This window comes from Tessaracoccus flavus (assembly GCF_001997295.1).
GTDB classification, from domain to species: domain Bacteria; phylum Actinomycetota; class Actinomycetes; order Propionibacteriales; family Propionibacteriaceae; genus Arachnia; species Arachnia flava.
In genome coordinates, this window is sequence record NZ_CP019605.1 from 2,143,900 (window position 1) to 2,162,584 (window position 18,685).

General features: G+C 67.6%; 11 protein-coding genes. All 11 read right to left on the minus strand.

Translation table 11 applies throughout. From position 1 onward, the window contains the following. Window positions 1-71: 71 nt before the first annotated feature. The 11 genes from RPIT_RS09910 to tsaE all read right to left on the minus strand — a co-directional run bounded on the left by RPIT_RS09910 (window position 72) and on the right by tsaE (window position 18,321). Window positions 72-6,683 (minus strand): SpaA isopeptide-forming pilin-related protein, encoded by a 6,612-nt coding sequence (locus RPIT_RS09910; protein ID WP_143028194.1) that lies wholly within the window; start codon window positions 6,681-6,683, stop codon window positions 72-74. Window positions 6,684-6,921: 238 nt separating this feature from the next. Next, on the minus strand, window positions 6,922-8,103 hold the full coding sequence (locus RPIT_RS09915; protein ID WP_218121548.1) for a class I SAM-dependent methyltransferase: 1,182 nt from the start codon (window positions 8,101-8,103) through the stop codon (window positions 6,922-6,924). Further along, the gene (locus tag RPIT_RS09920) at window positions 8,082-8,570 is read right to left on the minus strand and encodes an NUDIX hydrolase (RefSeq protein ID WP_077342793.1); all 489 of its coding nucleotides are present in this window, start codon (window positions 8,568-8,570) and stop codon (window positions 8,082-8,084) included. Before RPIT_RS09920 ends, RPIT_RS09915 begins: the two co-directional genes overlap by 22 nt. Before the next feature lie 38 nt (window positions 8,571-8,608). Further along, window positions 8,609-10,438 carry an ABC transporter ATP-binding protein gene (locus RPIT_RS09925; protein ID WP_077342795.1) on the minus strand — a complete coding sequence of 610 codons (1,830 nt, stop codon included), beginning with the start codon at window positions 10,436-10,438 and terminating at the stop codon, window positions 8,609-8,611. 12 nt (window positions 10,439-10,450) lie between these two features. Next, on the minus strand, window positions 10,451-11,428 hold the full coding sequence (locus tag RPIT_RS09930) for an ABC transporter permease (RefSeq protein WP_077342797.1): 978 nt from the start codon (window positions 11,426-11,428) through the stop codon (window positions 10,451-10,453). A 12-nt stretch (window positions 11,429-11,440) separates the two neighbouring features. After that, a complete protein-coding gene (locus tag RPIT_RS09935; protein WP_077342799.1) occupies window positions 11,441-12,961 on the minus strand; it encodes an ABC transporter permease in 1,521 nt (506 codons plus the stop codon). 174 nt (window positions 12,962-13,135) lie between these two features. After that, window positions 13,136-15,034 (minus strand): ABC transporter family substrate-binding protein, encoded by a 1,899-nt coding sequence (locus RPIT_RS09940; protein WP_077342801.1) that lies wholly within the window; start codon window positions 15,032-15,034, stop codon window positions 13,136-13,138. Window positions 15,035-15,226: 192 nt separating this feature from the next. Next, entirely contained in the window at window positions 15,227-16,288 is a 1,062-nt protein-coding gene (gene tsaD / locus RPIT_RS09945; RefSeq protein WP_077342803.1) for a tRNA (adenosine(37)-N6)-threonylcarbamoyltransferase complex transferase subunit TsaD, read from the minus strand. After that, window positions 16,281-16,766: a GNAT family N-acetyltransferase gene (locus RPIT_RS09950; RefSeq protein ID WP_077342805.1), complete on the minus strand. Its 486-nt coding sequence runs from the start codon at window positions 16,764-16,766 to the stop codon at window positions 16,281-16,283. Before RPIT_RS09950 ends, tsaD begins: the two co-directional genes overlap by 8 nt. Then, a complete protein-coding gene (gene tsaB, locus RPIT_RS09955) occupies window positions 16,763-17,410 on the minus strand; it encodes a tRNA (adenosine(37)-N6)-threonylcarbamoyltransferase complex dimerization subunit type 1 TsaB (RefSeq protein WP_077342807.1) in 648 nt (215 codons plus the stop codon). Before tsaB ends, RPIT_RS09950 begins: the two co-directional genes overlap by 4 nt. Further along, window positions 17,407-18,321 carry a tRNA (adenosine(37)-N6)-threonylcarbamoyltransferase complex ATPase subunit type 1 TsaE gene (gene tsaE, locus RPIT_RS09960; protein ID WP_077342809.1) on the minus strand — a complete coding sequence of 305 codons (915 nt, stop codon included), beginning with the start codon at window positions 18,319-18,321 and terminating at the stop codon, window positions 17,407-17,409. Before tsaE ends, tsaB begins: the two co-directional genes overlap by 4 nt. Between the last annotated feature and the right edge of the window lie 364 nt (window positions 18,322-18,685).

The window sequence follows — 18,685 nt, forward strand, 5'->3', positions numbered from 1 at the left end:
GCGCAGAGAGGGGGCGGGCGTTGCCGCCCGCCCCCTCCCGGGGCCGCTCACCAGGAGCGGTCGTGTCTCGCCTACAGGGTCTCACGCCTCCTCATGTACAGCCACGATCCGAGCACCGCGAGCAGCGTGGCGATCGGGATCCCGGTGGACGGGCCGAGCGGCAGGCCGGCGAAGGGCACGACGCCGTCGCCGCCGGTGGACGGCTTGCCGGGCGCCACGAAGTAGTCGGCGCGCGCCTTGTCGGACTGCTTGGTCTCGACGATCATGGCGACGTTGTCCAGCACGTGCCAGCCGGTGTACTTCGGGGCGATCCGCTCGACCGTGTAGGTCCAGGCCGTGGGAGCACCCTCGGCGTTCCAGGTGGCGGTGCCCAGCGTCTTGGCGGGAGCCGAGTCGCTGACCATCTGATCGGTCACGGTGACGACCTTGTTGGCCTCGCGAATGGTGAGCTGGTAGTTCACCTCGTGGCTCGTCGTCTTGACCGTCCCGTCGAGCGTCTCCCAGGTGACGACGACTTCGTTGGTGCCGCTGAGCGCGGGTGTTGCGCCCGCCTGCAGTGCGCAGGTGTAGCTGAGCGTCACCGAACTCGTCTCCTCCAGTTCCACCGGCGAGCCGGTGACCTGGCAGGTCCAGGCGTCGTCGCCCGCTTCGTCCACCACCTCGGCCGAGACGGCCTTGTACCCGTTCGGGTTGGTCACGGTGATGGAGCCGGCCAGGGAGTAGTTGCTGTCGGCGTAGCCCTTGGGCGTGACGGTGACGGTGTACGGGAAGGTCACCTTCTGGCCCGGCAGGACCTTCTCGACGTTGTCGACGACCGACTTGTCGATGGCCCAGGCATACGTCCGGTCGAGCGATCCGGCGGCGGTCTTCACCGTCACCAGGTCGTCTTCGGAGCAGACTGCCACCATGGCGTCGTCGTCACCCAGGACCATGTCGTCATCGCCGATGACGCTCACGGTGTTGTCGAACGTGGCGCACTCGCCGGGATCGACCGTGAGGTCGGTCTCGTAGGTGAACGTCACCGTATGACCTTCGATGACGCCGTCGGAGTCCTCGTCCAGCGACAGGGTGCCGTCGGGGTCCATGAAGACCTCGCCGAGAACCGTCGACTCGCCGCCGAAGTCATCACGGACGGTGACCGGGTTGTCGATCTGGGTGACTGCCCAGTCGACATCCATGAGGTCGGTGTCGACGGTGACCTCCGCACCTGCGTAGTCGAACGTGACCGCCGCAGCATTCGCGTCAGCGTCGCTGGGCTCGAAGTCGTCGTCCACCTCGCACGTGTAAGCCAGGACCAGAGTGGTCGGTACGCCGTCCACGGCGGCCCCGATGGTGCCCTCGGCATCGTCGACGACGCAGTCGTGGTCAGCGAACACGTCGGCCACCGAGTAGTCCTTCGGCCACGCGTTGGAGTTGGTCAACGTGATGGTGCCTGAGACGTCGAAGTTCGACTCGTCGGATCCCTCGTGCGTGAGTGTCACGTCGTAGGTGACCGTTGTCGAGCCGCCGTCGATGATCTCGACCGAATCGGTGTCCACGTTCTTGACGATGGACCACGTGTGGGTCTCGTCGTAGGAGCCGGTCACGGTCTTGTCGATGTCCAGCGCGATCTCACGGCACACCTCCACGGTGACGTCATCGCTGGGGTTGTCCCCGGCCTCGACCTCCACCACGGCGGTGTTCGTGTAATCGGTGCACTCGCCCGCTACTCCCAGCTTCGAGAGTTCGTAGGCGAAGACCGCGCTACCGTCGACGATCTCGTAGCCCTCACCCGGTTGGATGACGCCCTCGACGTTGACGACGAGTTCGGCCAACTCCACCGGGTTCGCCGGATCGGTCTTGTCGTCGACGACGGTGACAGCGGCGTCCGTGCGCTCGTCGAGCGTCCAGTCCACCGTGGCAGTGTACTCGATCGCCTCGTCACCCCACGTCACCATGACCGTGTTCTCCGGATCGCCGTCCGGCAGCAGGTAGCCGGTGGGCATGACGCAGGAGTAGTCAACGGTCACCGTGTCGTCAGCGCCGATCACGAGATCCTCGCCACCAGCGACGGTACACACCGCACCGGGGATACCGACCTCGTCCGTCACGTCCACCGTGATGGGCACGTCGGCCGGATTGGCGATGGTGATGTCACCGGTCAGGTCGAAGTCGTGGTCGGTGTAGCCGGTGGCGGCTACCTCGACGGTGTACGCAAACACCGCCGTACCGTCCTCGGCGATCGTCACCGACGTCTGGTCGACCGACTTGTCGATGCTCCAGTGGTACGTCCTGTCGAACGTCGCGTCCACCGTCTTGGTCACCGTCGGCGAGCAGACGAGGACCGTGTGGTCGTCCTCGTCGCCCGGGACCGAGGCCGTGTTGTCGTAGGACACGCACTCACCGGCGACGCCGTCCAGCGTGAGGCTGTAGGTGAACGTCACGGTGTTGTCGTCGTTCACGACGGCGGAGATGCCGTCGGCAGGCATGACGCCGACGCCTCCACCGCTGCGGTTGACGCTCACGGTGCCCAGCATCCCGCCCTCGACGTTGGAGTCGTAGACGGTGATGGTCTGGTCGACCGTCACCGGGGCATCGGTCACCTCGACCTCGACGTCGCCCGTCGAGGCGGTGCCGCTGAGCGGCCCGGCGACGCCGGTCCCCCAGACGGCGGTGGCCGAGTTGGTGCCCACGTAGTCGCCCGGGGCGACGTCGGGACACGTGTACGTCAGCGTGACGGAGTCGTCCGCGGGCACGGTGACCTGGACGCCCGCGAGCTGCGGATCCTCGTCACCCGCGACGGTGCAGGTACTCGCCACGCCGTCAACGGTCACCGTGTCTGACACTGTTGCGACGATGTCGGTGAACGCGTTGGGGTTGGTGAGTTCGATCTCGCCCTGAAGCTGCACCTCGGTGTCGGTGTAGCCGGTAGGCGTCACCGTCACCGCGTAGCTGACGTCGGCCGCGACCGTCCCGTCCTCGTCCACACCCACAACCTGGGTGCCTGCGCCGGTCTTGTCGACCGTCCAGTCGAACGTGCGGGTGTAGGTGAGGAAGGCGTCCTTGGTGATGTCGAGCGGCAGAGAGACACAGACCTCGACGGTCTGCTCGTCGGTGGGGTTGTCCCCCTCGACGTCCACCCAGGCGGTGTTGGTGTACTCGGTGCACTCGCCGGCCACGCCGTCCTTGCGCACCTGGTACGTGAACGTGGCTTCGCCCTCATCAGCTGAGACGCTGCCGAGCGTGACCGGGTTGGCCGGGTCGGTCTTGTCATCGACGACGTCGACGGTGCCGTTGATCTCGGTGTCCATCGTCCAGTCCGCCAGGGCGGTGCCGGTCACGGACTCGTCGCCCCAGGACAGGCGTGCGGTGTTGGTCGGGTCCACGTCGGTGAGGACGTAGCCCGGCAGCGTGCACCGGTAGGAGAGGGTCTCGGTCTCGCCGGGCGCGACCTCGACACTGTTGCCACCGGGTACTGAGCACGACGCCCCCGGCATGGAGTCCAACAGCGTCCCGGTCAGCGTCAGATCGGACGGGTTGGTGACGGTGATCTCGCCCTCGACGACGAAGTCGGAGTCGACGTAGCCGGTGGTCGTCGCGACGACCGTGTACGTGAAGACCGCAGTGCCGTCGTCGGCGATGGTGATCGAGGTCTGGTCCACCGACTTCTCGATGTCCCAGGCGTGCGTCCGCGTGTAGGTTGCGGTTGCCGTCTTGGTCACCGACGGCGAACAGACGCTGATGTCGTGGCTGTCGCGGTCGTCGGGGATGGTCACTGTGTTGGTCGTGACCACACACTCCCCCGCGGCGCCCGTCAGGGAGTCGGAGTAGGAGTAGGTGACGGTCGAGCCGTCCACTGCGACGGTGACGCCGTCCACCGCTGTTGCGGAGACCGTTGCGCCGTCCGGGGTCACGCTCACGGTGCCGAGCACGCCGGCCAGCGAGTCGCTGACCTCGAAGGTCTCGTCGGTGAGTTCGGCGTCCGCCACACTGACCGGCACGTTGCCGGTCGATGCGGTCGCGGACGGGGTGTTGTAGGTATCCATCGCCCACGTGACCGTGGCCACGTTGTAGCCCGAATAGGTCGGCTGCGGCTCGACGCCGGTGCAGCTGTAGGTCAGCTCCACCATGCCGCTCCGCGGGACCAGCACCTGGAAGCCGTCGGCGACCGGGTCGTAGTCCGGACCATCGACCGTGCAGTCGATGGACTGGTTGCCCAGCGTCGTCGTGTCGTGGACTGTCGCCACGACGTCGACGAAGTTGTTCGGGTTGCTGACGACGATGTCGCCGCCCAGCATGACGCCCGAATCGGTGAAGCCCTCGAGGGCGACCCCGACCGCGTAGTCGACCTCCGCCGTCACGCTGCCGTCAGGGTTGGTGCCCACCAGCTGGGTGTCCGAGCCGGTCTTGGTGACCGACCAGTCGAAGTCGCGCTCGAACATCATGTCGGCCGTCTTCGTGATGGTGAGGTCGGAGGCCACGCAGACGCGCACCGAGGCGTCGTCGGTGGGGTCGTCACCCACGTCCAGCTGAACGATGGCCGTGTTGGTGTAGGTCTCGCACGTCCCCGGTTCAGGCCGCCAGGTGGCCGACCCGGCGTCGAAGGTGGCGGTGGATCCGTCGACCACGACTGTGCTCGGGGGCTGCGGGACAGCCGTGACGGGGCCGCCCGCGTCGTCGGCGGTCACGGTGCCGAGGACCACCGGCGGGTTGTCAGGGCTGGTGAAGTCGTCGACGACCGTCACGGTCTTGTTGATGCTCTGGGACTCGGTGAACGCGTAGTCCGCGGTGGCTGAGTCGCTCGTCGTCCCCGCCGTCGCCGGGGAGTCGACGTGCGCCTGCAGCGACGGGTAGCGGGCGTTGCTGAAGCTGTACGTGGCCTGGTTCGTCCCGCTGAGCGCGGTGGGAGCCGTTGCGGCGTCGTAGCAGGTGTAGTCGTAGGTGGAGTCGCCGGCAGGCAGGCTGACCTGCAGGCCCGCGGTGGCGGGGTCGGCGTCAACAGCGTCGATCGTGCAGTCGGCGCCGCCGACCAGCTGATCGGTGAGCGTCACCACCATCGCGGCCGCGTTCGGGTTGGTGAGCGAGATCTCGCCCTCCAGGACGTAGTTGGAGGTCCGGCGCTCCACGAGGGTCGCGATGACCTCGTAGTCGGCGGTGTAGGACTCGCCCTCTGCGATGACGACGCTGATGTCGTCCTCGCCGTTGACCAGCTTGTCGACCGACCACACGTACTCGGCTCCGTAGGTGGCCGTCACGGTCTTCGAGATGGTCGGGGCCATCCAGATCTTCGGATCCTCGAACGTCAGCTCGTAGCTCTCGAACGGCTGGGCGGTGAAGGTCTGCGAACGATCCGCGGGCAGGAGGTAGCCGAGGGGTGCGGCGATCTCGGTGACCGTGTAGAGGATGCCGAAGAAGTCGGTACGCAGCTCGATGGTGCCGTTGGCGACGCCGTCGCGGTCGCCGGTACCACCGTCGGTGACCGTCAGCGTTCCCGCGCCGGTCACGGGGTTGGGCGTCACCGTGAAGGTCGCACCGACCAGAGCGTTGGCGGCCTCGTCGGTCTTGTGGATCTCGATGAGGGCGCACCGGCTGGGCACGTTGATCGGGGCGCGGACCCAGTCCTCGATCTCGGAGCTGAGGCTCTGCGAGGTGCGGGTACGGATATTGGCCTGGGAGAAGCTGGTCGCGTCGCAGGTCGTCGGTACGCCGAGCTGCGTGAGGTTGAAGGAGCTCTCGAGGAAGGTGCGCGGCTCGAAGATCTCGCCGCCCGGGCCCGTCACCTCGTCAGGGTTGGACTCGCCGTAGACCGAGCCTGCCGGCGGGGTGTAGTCAACCCACGCCGTCCCGTCCCATCGGGAGACGCTCAGGAGCTCGAAGGCCCGGTTGCCACCCTGTTCGACGTTGAGGCGAAGGTCGCCGATAGTGCGAACGGGCACCAGACCGTCCATCTCGGGCGACTGGTTGAGTTCGATGACGTAGGCCACCGAGCCGGTCCCTGCGGCACGGTCGAGCGCCATGTGGAGGTACTGATCGCCGCCCGTGATGTTGGAGTAGCTCCAGACGCGGCCGATGTCCGCCTTTCCGGAGGCGTTGGGCCCTTCCTGATACCAGGTTCCCGGCTCGTTCTCCTTACCACCGATCTGCGTGGTGTCGTTGAAGCCGTCGTTGTAGACGTCGTAGTCCACAACTGCCCAGTCGAGGTTGCCGGGCGTATCAACCACCCAGTTTCCCTCAATCTCGAAGCCGCCGACGACCATCAGCGCGCCGATGAACAGCTCCTCGACGGGCTCCTCGACGAGGGGCTCGGCCAGCAGCTGAACAGCGGGTTCCTCTGCTGCGAGCGGTTGTGGGGCGGCCTGGATGGGCTCGGGCTCAGCCGCCGCAGGTGGGTCGACGACGTCGACCTCCGGTGCGGCCGCCGGCCCGGGCGGGGGCGGCGAAGCCTCCTCGGCGGGAGGTGCCGTGTCCGGCGCCTCGGGCTCGGCTGGCGGCGCCTCGGCTGGCGGTTCGTCGGCCGGTGTCGCGGCGACGTCACCGACGTCGGCCGCGACCACCACTTCGGTGGGCTCGGGCGCCTCGTCGTCGGCCAGCGCCGACTGGGTGATTCCGCTGAGGACGAGAGCCAGCGCGGCGACACTCGCCAGCGCTTCCCGCCAGCGACGGCCCCCTGCTCGCCGTGGACTGGTGTAGGTCACTGTGTTCACTTCTTCCCCCTGGTCTGGAGCGGTGTACTCCGCACCGGGCAGGGATCAGGCGACGACACCCCGGCGCGTCGCGGGGCGACTGCCTTGTCGAAGGTCCCAACGACGCATCACCGGTCGTGCAGCACTGCTTGCCCGGCGTTGACCTAACAATTTCACCAATTGGGTCCAAGCGAAAGAGAACGAAGATAACGAATTGATAACGATGGGTTTCGTTCCGGGTCGAAACCCCAGTGAGGCGCTACTGTCGGCGGGCGAACACCGCCCGTGCCCCCTCGGTGGTCCGCGCCAGGATCACCGTGGCGCTCGCGCTCCCCCGCGGCTTCAGCTGCCGTCTGAGCGCCGCCGGGTCCACGTCGAGGGCACGCTTCTTGATCTCCAGCGTCCCGATGCCGTGCTCGCGCACGTAGGACCGCATCGCCCGGAGCGAGTAGTCGACCACCGCCTCCACCTCAAAGCGTGTGGCGTAGGCAGTGTCCACCGGATCGTCCGAGGAGAGGTAGGCCACGTGGGGATCGAGGAACCACATCCCGTTCGCGTCGGCCACGTCGGCCACCAGCCCGGCCCGGATGACCGCGCCGTCGGGCTCGTAGAGGAAGCGGCCGAGCGGCCCCACCTCTGCCGCTTCCGGATCCTTCACCCGCGAGAGGGTCAGGGGCGGGTGCCCCTCCCTCAGAAGCACCGCGCAGGAACCGGCGGGATGCCGATTCCACAGCGACACTTCGACGACGTCGCCCGCGTCGCTCACCCAGCACGCCTGAACGTTCGCCGGAATGAGTTCCTTCGGCAGCCCGGGGCCCAGCTTGACCGAGACGAAGCGGTCGGAGGCGAGATGGTCGAGCACGAGCGGCCAGGGCGGGGTGAAGTCCTCGACGTTCCAGGTGCGCCCACGGGCCGTCCGCCGCGCCGGGTCCAGGAAGACTGCGGCGTCCGGAGCGACCGGCGCGTCCTCGGCCCGGCCGAGCCTGGCCGGTTCGGCGCCGACGAGCCGGAGGTTGTGGGAGGCCACCGCCACTGTGGCGGGGTCGGCGTCCACGGCCGAGACCCGCAATCGCTGTTCGGCGAACGCCATGGCGTCGGCGCCGATGCCGCACCCGAGATCCCACACCGCCGACACCCCGGCGGCCCGGAAGCGCTCCGCCCGCCAGCGGCTCACCCGCTCCCGGCTCGCCTGTTCGAGGCCCGTCGGCGTGAACAGCATCGATTCGGCGCGGTGGAACTTAGCCTTCGCCCGCTTGCGCAGGGCAGCCTGCCCGAGTGCCCACGCGGACAGCTCCGGACCGAAGCTGGCGCGGAGGTGCTGGGCCGCGGCGAGCGACGACGGATCGGGCTCGGCCATGGCCGCCACCAGAGCGCGGCCGTGTTCCGGGCCGAGGGTTGCCCACCCGGGCCCGGCGTTGGTCACAGCACCGTCACCCGCCACGACGTCTCGACGCTGTGGCCGCCGTCGTAGGGGATCACCCCGTGGAACTGCGGGACGGATTCATCGAAGACCAGCGGCACGAAGTGACGGTCCCCGTCCCACATGGGCAGCTCCATCACGGTGTTGAGGTCGTGCCACGCCAACTCACCCTCGACGTTGCGTGCGAAGGGCGCCCCCTCGAAGCCGGTGATGAGGAACACGAATCCGAACACGTCGCGGCCGTTGAACCCCGGCCAGGACACCGTGCCGCGGAGCCGCATCGACGTCACCTCGATGCCGGCCTCCTCGCGGATCTCGCGGACCATGGCCGCGGCAATGTCCTCGCCCGGCTCCACCTTGCCGCCGAGACCGTTGAACTTGCCCAGCTGCTCGTCCTGCTGACGGGCGGTGCGGTGGACGAGCAGCACGCGCAGTCCGTCCTCGCTCAGGATGTAACCCAGCGTGGTCAGTTCCGGCGAAAAGCTCACCTCTGCGATCCCTCGAGTCGGTGGTGCGCGACCGTCGACTAGTGCTCGATCCAGGTGGTGCGCGGGTCGCGGCGGTACCACCCGAGCTGCTGCTCTCTCCGGCCCGTGCCGCGGCCGCCGTCGGTTGGCCCGTGCTCGATCTCGCGGGAGTCGAACTCGACCACCTCGTCGCCGAGCGATGCAAGCAGCGCATGCCGCGCCTCGCGCCGCTGGCGCTGCTCGATCGGGTCGGGTACCGGCGCGGCGGCGAGGAGACGCTTGGTGTACTCCTGCTGGGGGTTGAGGAGCACCTCCTCCCGCGTGCCCGCCTCGACGATCTTGCCGTACTGCATGACGACCACCCGGTGCGCGAGCGAGTCGATCACCGCCAGGTCGTGGGAGATGAAGAGGCAGGCGAAGCCGAACTCCTTCTGGAGTGTGGTGAACATCTCCAACACCTGCGCCTGCACCGACACGTCCAGGGCGGAGGTGGGCTCGTCAGCGATGAGAAGGTCCGGGTTCAGCGCGAGGGCGCGCGCGATGGAGACGCGCTGGCGCTGACCGCCCGACAGCTCGTGGGGGTAGCGGTTGTAGGCGCTGCGCGGGAGCTGCACCGCCTCCAGCAGCTCGTGCACCCGGGCCTCGCGCTCCTTGGCATTGCCCACCTTGTGCACGCTGAGCGGCTCGGAAATGACGTCGCCGACCGGGAAACGCGGGTTGAGCGACGCGGCGGGGTCCTGGAAGATCACGCCGATGCGCTTGCGGAGCCCACGCAGTTCGGATCCCTTCATCGCGAGGAGGTCCTCGTCCAGCACCCTCACCTCCCCGGCGTGGGACGGGATCAGGCCCAGCAGCGCCCGCCCGATGGTGGACTTGCCGGAGCCGGACTCACCGACGAGGCCGACGATCTCGCCGCGGCGCACGTCGAAGGACACGTCGTCGACGGCCCGGAACGGCTTCTTGCCCGTGCGGTGGTATTCGACGACGAGGTTGTTGACGTCGAGTGCCATCTCGGCGTCGTCGGCCACTGGGTTCGGCGCTACGCCGAACTGACCGTGCCCCTCCCCGAGGTGCGGCACCGCCGCCAGGAGCCTCTTGGTGTAGGGATGCTGGGGCTGGAGCAGCACATCCTCGACCGAGCCACGCTCCACGATGTTCCCCTTGAACATCACGGCGACGTTGTCGGCCATGTCGGCCACGACCCCCATGTTGTGCGTGATGAGCAGGATGCCGGTGTTGAGCTTGTCCTTCAGGGAGCGGAGCAGGTCGAGGATGTCCGCCTGCACCGTGACGTCGAGAGCCGTGGTGGGCTCGTCGGCGATGATGACCTCGGGGTCACAAGCAAGCGCCATCGCGATGACCACGCGCTGTCGCATGCCGCCGGAGAGCTCGTGCGGGAACTGCTTGACCCGGCGCTCCGCACCGGGGATGCCGACGGCGTTGAGCAGATCGATCGCGCGGTCCCAGGCCTGCCGGCCGTAGGCGACGCCGTGGACCTCCATCGACTCGATGAGCTGGTCGCCGATGCGGATGACGGGATTGAGCGCGGTCATCGGCTCCTGGAACACCATCGCGACCCGGTCGCCACGGAGCTTGCGCAGCTCGCGGCGGCTGAGCTCGCCGATGACCTTGTCCGAGACGACGGTCTGCCCCTCGATCCGGGCGGTCTTCGGGAGCAGGCCCAGCGCAGTGGTGGCGGTGACGGACTTGCCGGAGCCGGACTCGCCGACCAGCGCCATCACCTCCCCAGGTTCGACGGAGAGCGTCAGGCCCTTCACGGCATGGACGGTGCCGAACTCGGTCTTGAACTTGACATCGAGGTCGCTGAACTTGAGGGCTGGGTCGTCGCCCTTGAAGCGCGACTTCTCGTATCCGTGATGAATAGTCATGGGTCAGGTACCTCAGTCCATCTGCTGGCGGGGATCGAACGCGTCTCGCAGTCCGTCACCGATGAAGTTGACGCACAGGGCGATCGCGAGGATGAACATGCCCGGCCACCAGAACAGCCAGGGGCGGGTGGTCAGCGCGTTCTGGAACTCGGAGACCAGAAGGCCGAGCGAGGTGTTCGGTGGCTTGACGCCGAAGCCCAGGAACGACAGCGCGGTCTCCAGCAGGATGGCCGCCGAGATCAGGAGCGTGGCGTTGACGACGATCGTACCCAGCGCGTTGGGCAGGATGTGGCGCACGATGATGCGTGGCGCCGGGGTGCCGACCGCCCGAGCTGCGGCCACGAACTCCCGTTCGCGGAGGCTCAGCACTTCGCCGCGCACAAGGCGGGCCAGACCCGTCCACGAGACGAGCCCCAGCACCAGCGCCAGGAGGAAGATGCTGGACCCCGCCATCCGGCCCAGGACCGCCGCCAGCACGAGCGTGGGGATGATGATGAACAGGTCGGTCATCCGCATGAGGAAAGCCTCGGCGAAACCGCGGTAGAACCCTGCGATCGATCCGATCGCGGTGCCGATGAAGGTCGCCAGGAGACCGACCATGAAGGCGATGAACAGGGACTGCTGCGCGCCCTTCATCACCAGGGCGAAGTAGTCCTTGCCGATGGTGTTCTGCCCCATCGGGTGCTCCCCGATCTGGAAGGGCCACAGCTGCAGCGTGGGCTTGCCTCCGTTGACCGGCGCGTAGGTATCGAGGTAGTTCTTGTCCCACCAGCCGGGCAGGGGCCCCACTCCGATAGAGGTGAAGGCCAGCAGCAGAATGAAGAGGAGGACGGCCAACGAGACCATCGCCCCCTTGTGGCGGATGAAGCGCCGACGGACGAGCTGCCCCTGGGAGTACGACTTCGTGTTCGTCGTCTCGACGTCGTCCTCGATGGAGTACTGCTCGTGCTCCTCGCGCTCGGCCAGAGTGTTGTTCGGATCCTGAGTCATGATTCCAGCTCCTTAGCGCGTGATCCGCGGGTCGAGGACGGCGTACGCGAGGTCGGCGATCATGTTCATGACCACGGCGGCGGTGCCCGTGACCAGGAAGAAGGCCATCACGGGCATCGGGTCGACCTGCGCCAGCCCGACCTTGAACATGTTGCCCATGCCCTGCCAGCCGAAGACGGTCTCGGTGATGACCGCCCCTCCGATGAGGCCCGCGAAGTCGAACGCGACGATCGTCGCCAACGGGATCATCGAGTTACGGAAGGCGTGACGCGTGATCACCTTGCGCTCGGAAATGCCCTTCGACCGCGCGGTGCGGATGTAGTCCTGGTTGAGCACGTCCAGCATGGAGGCCCGGGTGTAGCGCGTGTACGCGGCAACCGAGATCAGCGTCAGCACGATGGTCGGCAGGATGAGGTGGGTGGCACTGTCGAGGAAGTGGTTCCAGTAGGTGGAGTTGTAGTTGGGGGTCTCTGAGCCGATGGTCGGGATAGGCCGGGGCTGCTCCCTCAGGTAGCTGGACCAGTTGCTCAGCGCGAGATCCGCCAGCGCGAGCAGCGAGGCCAGCAGGGCCCAGATGAACGATGACGTCATGGCCTGGCGGCGGGAGAAACCGCCCCAGAAGTAACCGCTGATGAGGGCCACAGCGATCGCGGCCGCCAGGCAGACGAACAACAGCAGTGTGGAAGGGTTGGTCATGAGGGTCCCTCGCAGGACCGCGTAGGCGATGATGCCGACGACCGTGGTGGTGGCCACCGCGTTGCGCACGTTCTTGTTGTCGAGGCCGGACGTCATCTGGACGATCAGGGCGGCGAGCGCCAGCGCTGCGATTGCGAAGATCGGCAGACCGATGGAGGGCACGCGGAACCAGGTCACCGCGTCGAAGTAGAAGAGCGCGCCCGCGAACACGACGAAGGCCGCGCCGAAGGTGATCAGCCGGCGCTTCCAGTCCCCGCCGAGCGCGGCCATGAGGATGAACGCCAGGACGGCGGCGAACAGTAAGACCATCGGCGGCGATATTGCCGCATCGACGATCCAGTTGTTGAACTCGATGGCGGCGTAGTGCTTGAGGAGCACGGCGAACCAGAAGACCGGCAGCGAGAAGAACACGAACGCCATGAACGTCACCGCGTAGTCGAAGCCGCTGTACTGGCGGATGGCGGTGACGATGCCCAGCGTCACGCCGAGCATGATGGCGAAGACCGTCGCGAGCACGACCAGGCGAAGGGTGGATCCAGCCGCGGTCACGACCATCGCCCCGACATCCTGGCCCTTGCGGTCCACCCCCAGGTCGCACGCCCCGATGAGGCACTTTGAAGCCCCACCCAACCAGTCAAAGTAGCGCTCGTACCAGGGCCGGTCGAGGCCCATGAAGGAGATGCGCTGGTTGATGAGGTTCTCACGGTTGGGGGCATTCGACTCCCGCAGGTCCTCTAGCGGGTCCCCGGAGTTGATCGTCAAGACGAACAGCAGGAGGGAGCCGAGCAGCAGGATGAGGAGGGAGATCCCCAAGCGCCGGGCGATGTATCTGATCACGGTCTGGTCCTTTGGATGGCTACCGGCCCACGGAGGCTTCTCGTCCGCCGTTGGCCGCTGGGAGTCTACGCGAAGTGCGTGGGTCAGGGCACCTTGACGACGCAGAAGGGGCAGGCGGCTTGGTACAAGCCACCTGCCCCAACGCGTCTAGCGTCTAGACAGGGTTGCCTAGGCTCAGGCGTTCTGCCACTGCGGAGCGTTCCAGGAAATACCATCCTGGGTGGCCGTGCCGCGAACGTTCTTCAGGTTCGAGTCGTAGGCCATGATGTCCGGGTGGGCAAACACCGGGATGCCGTACAGCGTGTCCCAGAGCAGCTTCTCGATTTCCTTGGTGGCCTCGAGCTGGACGGACTCGTCGAGCGTCGTGGCCAGCTTCTCCCAGGCCGCGTCGACCTCGGCGTTGGAGTACTCGCCGTAGTTCTGCGGCCGGCCGGAAGCGTAGATGTTCTGGCCGGAGGCGATCTGGCCGGAGCCAGCCCACGCGAACAGAGCAACCTCGTAGTCACCGTTGGGGAGCTCGACGCCGAAGAAGTCAGCCGAGTTGGCATCGATCACGTTGAAGCCGGCGTCCTTGCAGGAGGCGGCGATCGCGGCGACGATGTCGGTGCGGCGCTGGTTACCGGAGCGGTAGCCGACGCGAACATCGATCGGGGTGGCGATGCCGGACTCTGCGATGAGAGCCTTGGCCTTCTCGATGTCGACCGTGTCGTACTCACCGTTGTAGGCCGCGTCGACGACCTCCTGGTAGGTGTCCTGGAAGGGGAACACCTCGCGGGCGTTCATGATGACAGCGTCGGGGTTGATCGGCTTGATCAGCTGATCGACGATCTGCTGGCGAGGCACGCAGTAGGCGAAGGCCTGCCGCAGCGCGAGGCCGCCCTGAGCGTCCGAGAAGACGTTGGACTCACGGAAGTTGAAGTCCAGGTGCTCCCAGGTCAGCGACGAGGCGGACTCAACGGTGACAGCGTCACCGATGGCCTCGAGCTGGCCGACGAGGTCGACGGTGCCCTGCGGCTCGATGGCCTGGACGTCACCGTTCTGGAGCGCCTGCACCTGGCCGGCGTCCTCGATGAAGCGGAAGACGAGGTTGCGGGTGCCCGCGGGGGTGCCCCAGTAGTTCTCGTTCGCCTCGAGGGTGATCGACTGGCCAGCGGACCAGCCGCCTTCCTTCAGCTTGTACGGGCCGGAGGAGGGGACGTCGGCCATGTCGGCCGGCAGCTCGCCCGGGTTGTACATCCAGCCGTTGTTCCAGAAATCGGCGGCCGACGTGATGGTCTCGGCGTCGCGGTCGAGCACGGCCTGGGCGAGAGCGTCGGGCTCAATGCCGGCCTTGTTCGCCACGACGTGAGCCGGGAGAGCCGAGCCGACGATCAGCTTGTAGTCCGGGTAGGGATCGGAGTAGGTGACGGTGAACTCCTTGGAGCCGACCTCGCCCTGCGGGCCTTCGGGCACGTACTGCGCGAAGGAGCTGGACACGTGGTCGAAGACCGGCGTGGCGTCGGGGTTCTCGCCGCTGGCGTAGCCGGGGACGAGGAACTCGGGGTTCTGCGCTGCCCAGTCGAGCAGGTAGTCGTTGATGGTCACCGGGGTGCCGTCCGACCAGACCGCCTCGTCGGAGATCGTGTACTTGATCTCCAGCGGATCCTCCGAGACGACCTCGTAGGTGCCGAACTCGGTGTTGTCACAGATCGTGCCGTCGGTACCGAAGTACACGAAGCTGGAGAACATGTGCGCCGCAACGGCGGAGTTGTAGGTCGAGTACGTCTTGGACGTGATCGAGTTGTAGCCACTCCAGTCGCCGGGGCCGGCCGTGTAGCGGACGTCACCGTCCTGCGTCTCGGTGATGCCGACGTCCTGCAGACAGGCCTCCGGGTTGCCAGCAGCGCTGCCTCCGGTGCTCGTCTCGGTCGCCGTGGCCGTCGCTTCGGCCGAGGTGGTCTCGGTCGTGGCGGTGGTCTCAGTGCCACCGGCGGTGGTGGTGGGATCGGTGGGCTCTGCGCTCGTGCAGGCGCCCAGCAACAGCGCACCGCTCAGCACAACGCCGAGGGTTGCTGTCGTTCCTCTGAACTTCATTCTTTCTCCTTGTCGTGGACCGACGAAAAAGGGACCCGGGTTGGGCCAACGTGGTCTGGACCATAGCGAGAGATCGTTCAAATCGGGAAGGGGTGTCCACGGTTTTTGCCAGATCGTTACCTAGTTGTGTCCTTTCGGCACCCGTGGGACCTCCTTCGGCGTAATTCCGGACGATGTGGACCCTTTGTCCGGTCAGACGAGAACGGTGCTGACCGGGAGCCCGGAATGGGCCGAGATGCCCATGCCCGATGGCGGCAGCCCGGCCCGGATGACCTCGGCGCCGACGGCCGCGATCATCGCTCCGTTGTCTGTGCAGAGCGCCGGGCGCGGCCGCCTGACAGCAATGCCGGCATCCGTGGCCCTCTGCTCCAGCAGCGTCCGCAGCCTCGAGTTGGCGGCCACGCCGCCCCCGAGCAGAATCGTGTCCACCCCGTAATGCTGGGCGGCGTCGATCGTCTTGGCGGTGAGGACGTCGCAAACCGCCTCCTGGAAGGAGGCCGCGACATCAGGCACCGGGACGTCGAGACCGTCCAGGCGGCGCTGTTCGACCCACCGGGCCACGGCTGTCTTCAACCCCGAGAAGGAGAAGTCGAACCGGTGCTTCTCCAGGTCATGGCGGGCGGTGAGTCCGCGCGGGAAACGGATGGCCGTGGGGTCGCCCTCCTGGGCGGCGCGGTCGATGACGGGGCCGCCGGGGTACGAGAGCCCCAGGATCCTGGCCACCTTGTCGTAGGCCTCCCCCGCAGCGTCGTCGATGGTCGTGCCGACCTCGGTGATCTTCGTTGCGATGTCCTCGACGTGGAGCAGCTGCGTGTGCCCGCCGGAGACCAGCAGCGCCAACGACGGCGTGGGGAGCGGTCCATGGTCCAGCAGATCCACGGCGACGTGACCCACGAGGTGGTTGACGCCGTAGAGGGGTTTGCCGAGGTAGGCAGCCAGCGCCTTGGCCGACGCGACCCCCACGACGAGCGCGCCCATCAGACCGGGGCCGGCCGTCACGGCGATGCCGTCGAGATCCGCCAGATCGATGCCGGCGGTGTCCGCAGCCCGCTCGAGGGTCGGGATCAGGGCGGACAGGTGGGCGCGGCTCGCCACCTCCGGTACGACGCCCCCGAACCGGACGTGGAGGTCCACAGAGCTGGCCACCTCGTTGGCCAACAGGGTATGGCCGCGGACGATGCCGACCCCGGTCTCGTCGCAGGACGACTCCAGTCCGAGCACGAGCGGTCCGGACGGCGAGAGTGCTTCAGTCATCGGTGTCCTCCATCTCCCACATGCCGACCGAGTCGGCATCGACGCCGACGAGCGGACGTTCCATGATCAGGGCGTGCGCCCCAGGGCCGTAATAGTGGTCGCGCTGCGCGACCCGCCGGAACCCGTAGCCGTAGTACAGGGCAACGGCTGCGTCGTTCGAGTGCTCGACCTCCAGCATCATGCGGGAAGCTCCCTGGGCGATCGCCCACTGCATCCCGGCGACGAGCATGACGCGGGCGAAACCCATCCTGCGCTGGGCGGAGTCCACGACGATGCGATGAAGGTCCGCGACGTCGTCGACCAACTGGAAACACGCCACGCCGACCGTGCCGCCCTCGCGTTGGCGCGCGATCAGCACGAGACGGCCACCTCCAGTGAGCTCGGCGATCCAGGACTCCTCCGACCAGCGGACGTCGAAGTGGGTCTCCAGCGCCATGATGTCGTCAAGGTCCGCGACGCCCGCTACCTCGACGATCACCGGGCCGCCCGCAGTCTCGGCAGAGCGGACTTCGGTTTGCCAGGCACTGTCGCGTCGGGCGCCCTCAGGTAGTAGGGCTCGTCGCCCGCGGGCGCCATCCGTCGCCACGACGTGGCCAGGACGGCCGGGTCGAGGGTCGAGGGGCCGTCGGTGCGCAGGAGGTGTCGGTAGAGCTCGGGGATCTCTCCGGCGACCGGAAGATCCGGTAACTGATCAGGGGCTGACACCTGCGGCTCCCCGACGCGCGAACCGTCGGACCGGTACCTGGCCCAGTACAGCTCCTTCCGGCGGGCGTCCGCCGCCACCACGAACTCGTCCGGGGCACCCTCGTCCGACCACTGCCGGGCGACGACATCGAGGGAGCAGACGCCGTGCGGTTCGGTGCCTGCCAGGTGCGCCAGCGTCCAGGCCGTGGCCACGCCGACGCGCAGGCCCGTGAACGGGCCCGGGCCCATGCCCACCGCGAATTCGTCGACCTCCCGCAGGGCGATGCCGGCCTCCGCACAGGCGGCGAGCACCGACGGCATCAGCGCTTCGGCGTGGGCGCGGGTGTCGTCAACCACCACGCTCGCTGCCGCGACCCCATCTCCAGCCAGCCCGACGGCGACGAAGTGGCTCGTGTCGATGGCGAGGGTCCACGTCATGCTTGCTCCCGCAGGTTGTCAAGGGCTCCGGCCCAGCGGGGCCCGATCCCGGTGAGATACACGGTGCGGGTGTCGCCCGCCTGCCCGCGCACGATGTCGATCTCGAGCCGGTCGTCGGCCAGCCACTCCGCCAGCCCGCTGCCCCATTCGACGATGGTCACCGACTGCGCGAGGGTCTCGTCGAGGTCGATGTCCGCCAGCTCCGAGGCGTCGCCGAGCCGGTAGGCGTCCACGTGAACGAGATCCGGGCCGCCACCCAGGCTGGCGTGCACCCTCGACAGGACGAAGGTCGGCGAGGTCACCGGACCCGCCACACCGAGGCCCTCGCCGATGCCCTGCGTGAGGGTGGTCTTGCCCGCGCCGAGGTCGCCGGTGGCGACGATGAGGTCGCCCTTGCGCAGGATGCGGGAGAGGCGTCGGCCGAGGTCCAGCATGTCGTCGGCGGTGGGTACATCGCGGATGACCGGCAGGTCCCGGCCCATGCGGACCCCGTGCGGCGCCGGTCCTAGGACGACGAACCCGTGGTCGCGCCACCACTCGATCAGCTCGGGAAACTCCTCGCGCGCGAAGAGCTCGGCACGTCGGGCGCCCAGGTCGGCCGCCAGCGTCAGGGCTCCACCGACCAGCGCTCGCGCTACGCCGTGGCCCGACACCTCCGGCACCACCGAGACGCGCCTCAGCGTCGCCACGGCGCCGGAGATGTCGATGAGCAGGCCCGCGACGATGACGCCGCCCAGTTCAGCGACGACGCCGACGCCGGCGTCGAGCGCGCGCTCGATGTCGGGCAGGTCGTCGGCGAGCGCCTCTGCCGGCGGATCAACGCGCCTGCGCGCCGAAAAGGCCGCACGGATGACGCGCAGCAGTTCGGGGGCGTCTGACCTGTCGGCGACGCGGAGTGTGGGTTCTTCCATGGCAGCGGCCAATCCTACGCTGTCGCTATCGAGAATGGGGAACGGCAGCCGCTGGCCCCGAAGGCTTGTCGTGTGCCTCGCCGCGGTCCAGGGAAACGACGGGGACGCCCCGACGCCAACCGGGAGCGCGAAACGCCAACCGACCGACCGCAACGCCAACCGTCACACCGGGACCCCCGCGAAAACCAGCGACGCCCGCGATATTTCGCGGGCGTCGCTGAGTCTCGTCGGCACACAGCCTTGACGATTGGCGTTGTCGGCAGACGGTTCGCGTTTCCACCTACCCGCTGGCGTTGCCCTGGATCAGTTGGCGTTCAACGACAGTTCGTTGGCGTGTCCTGATCCTCGTTGGCGTTCGGGCCTT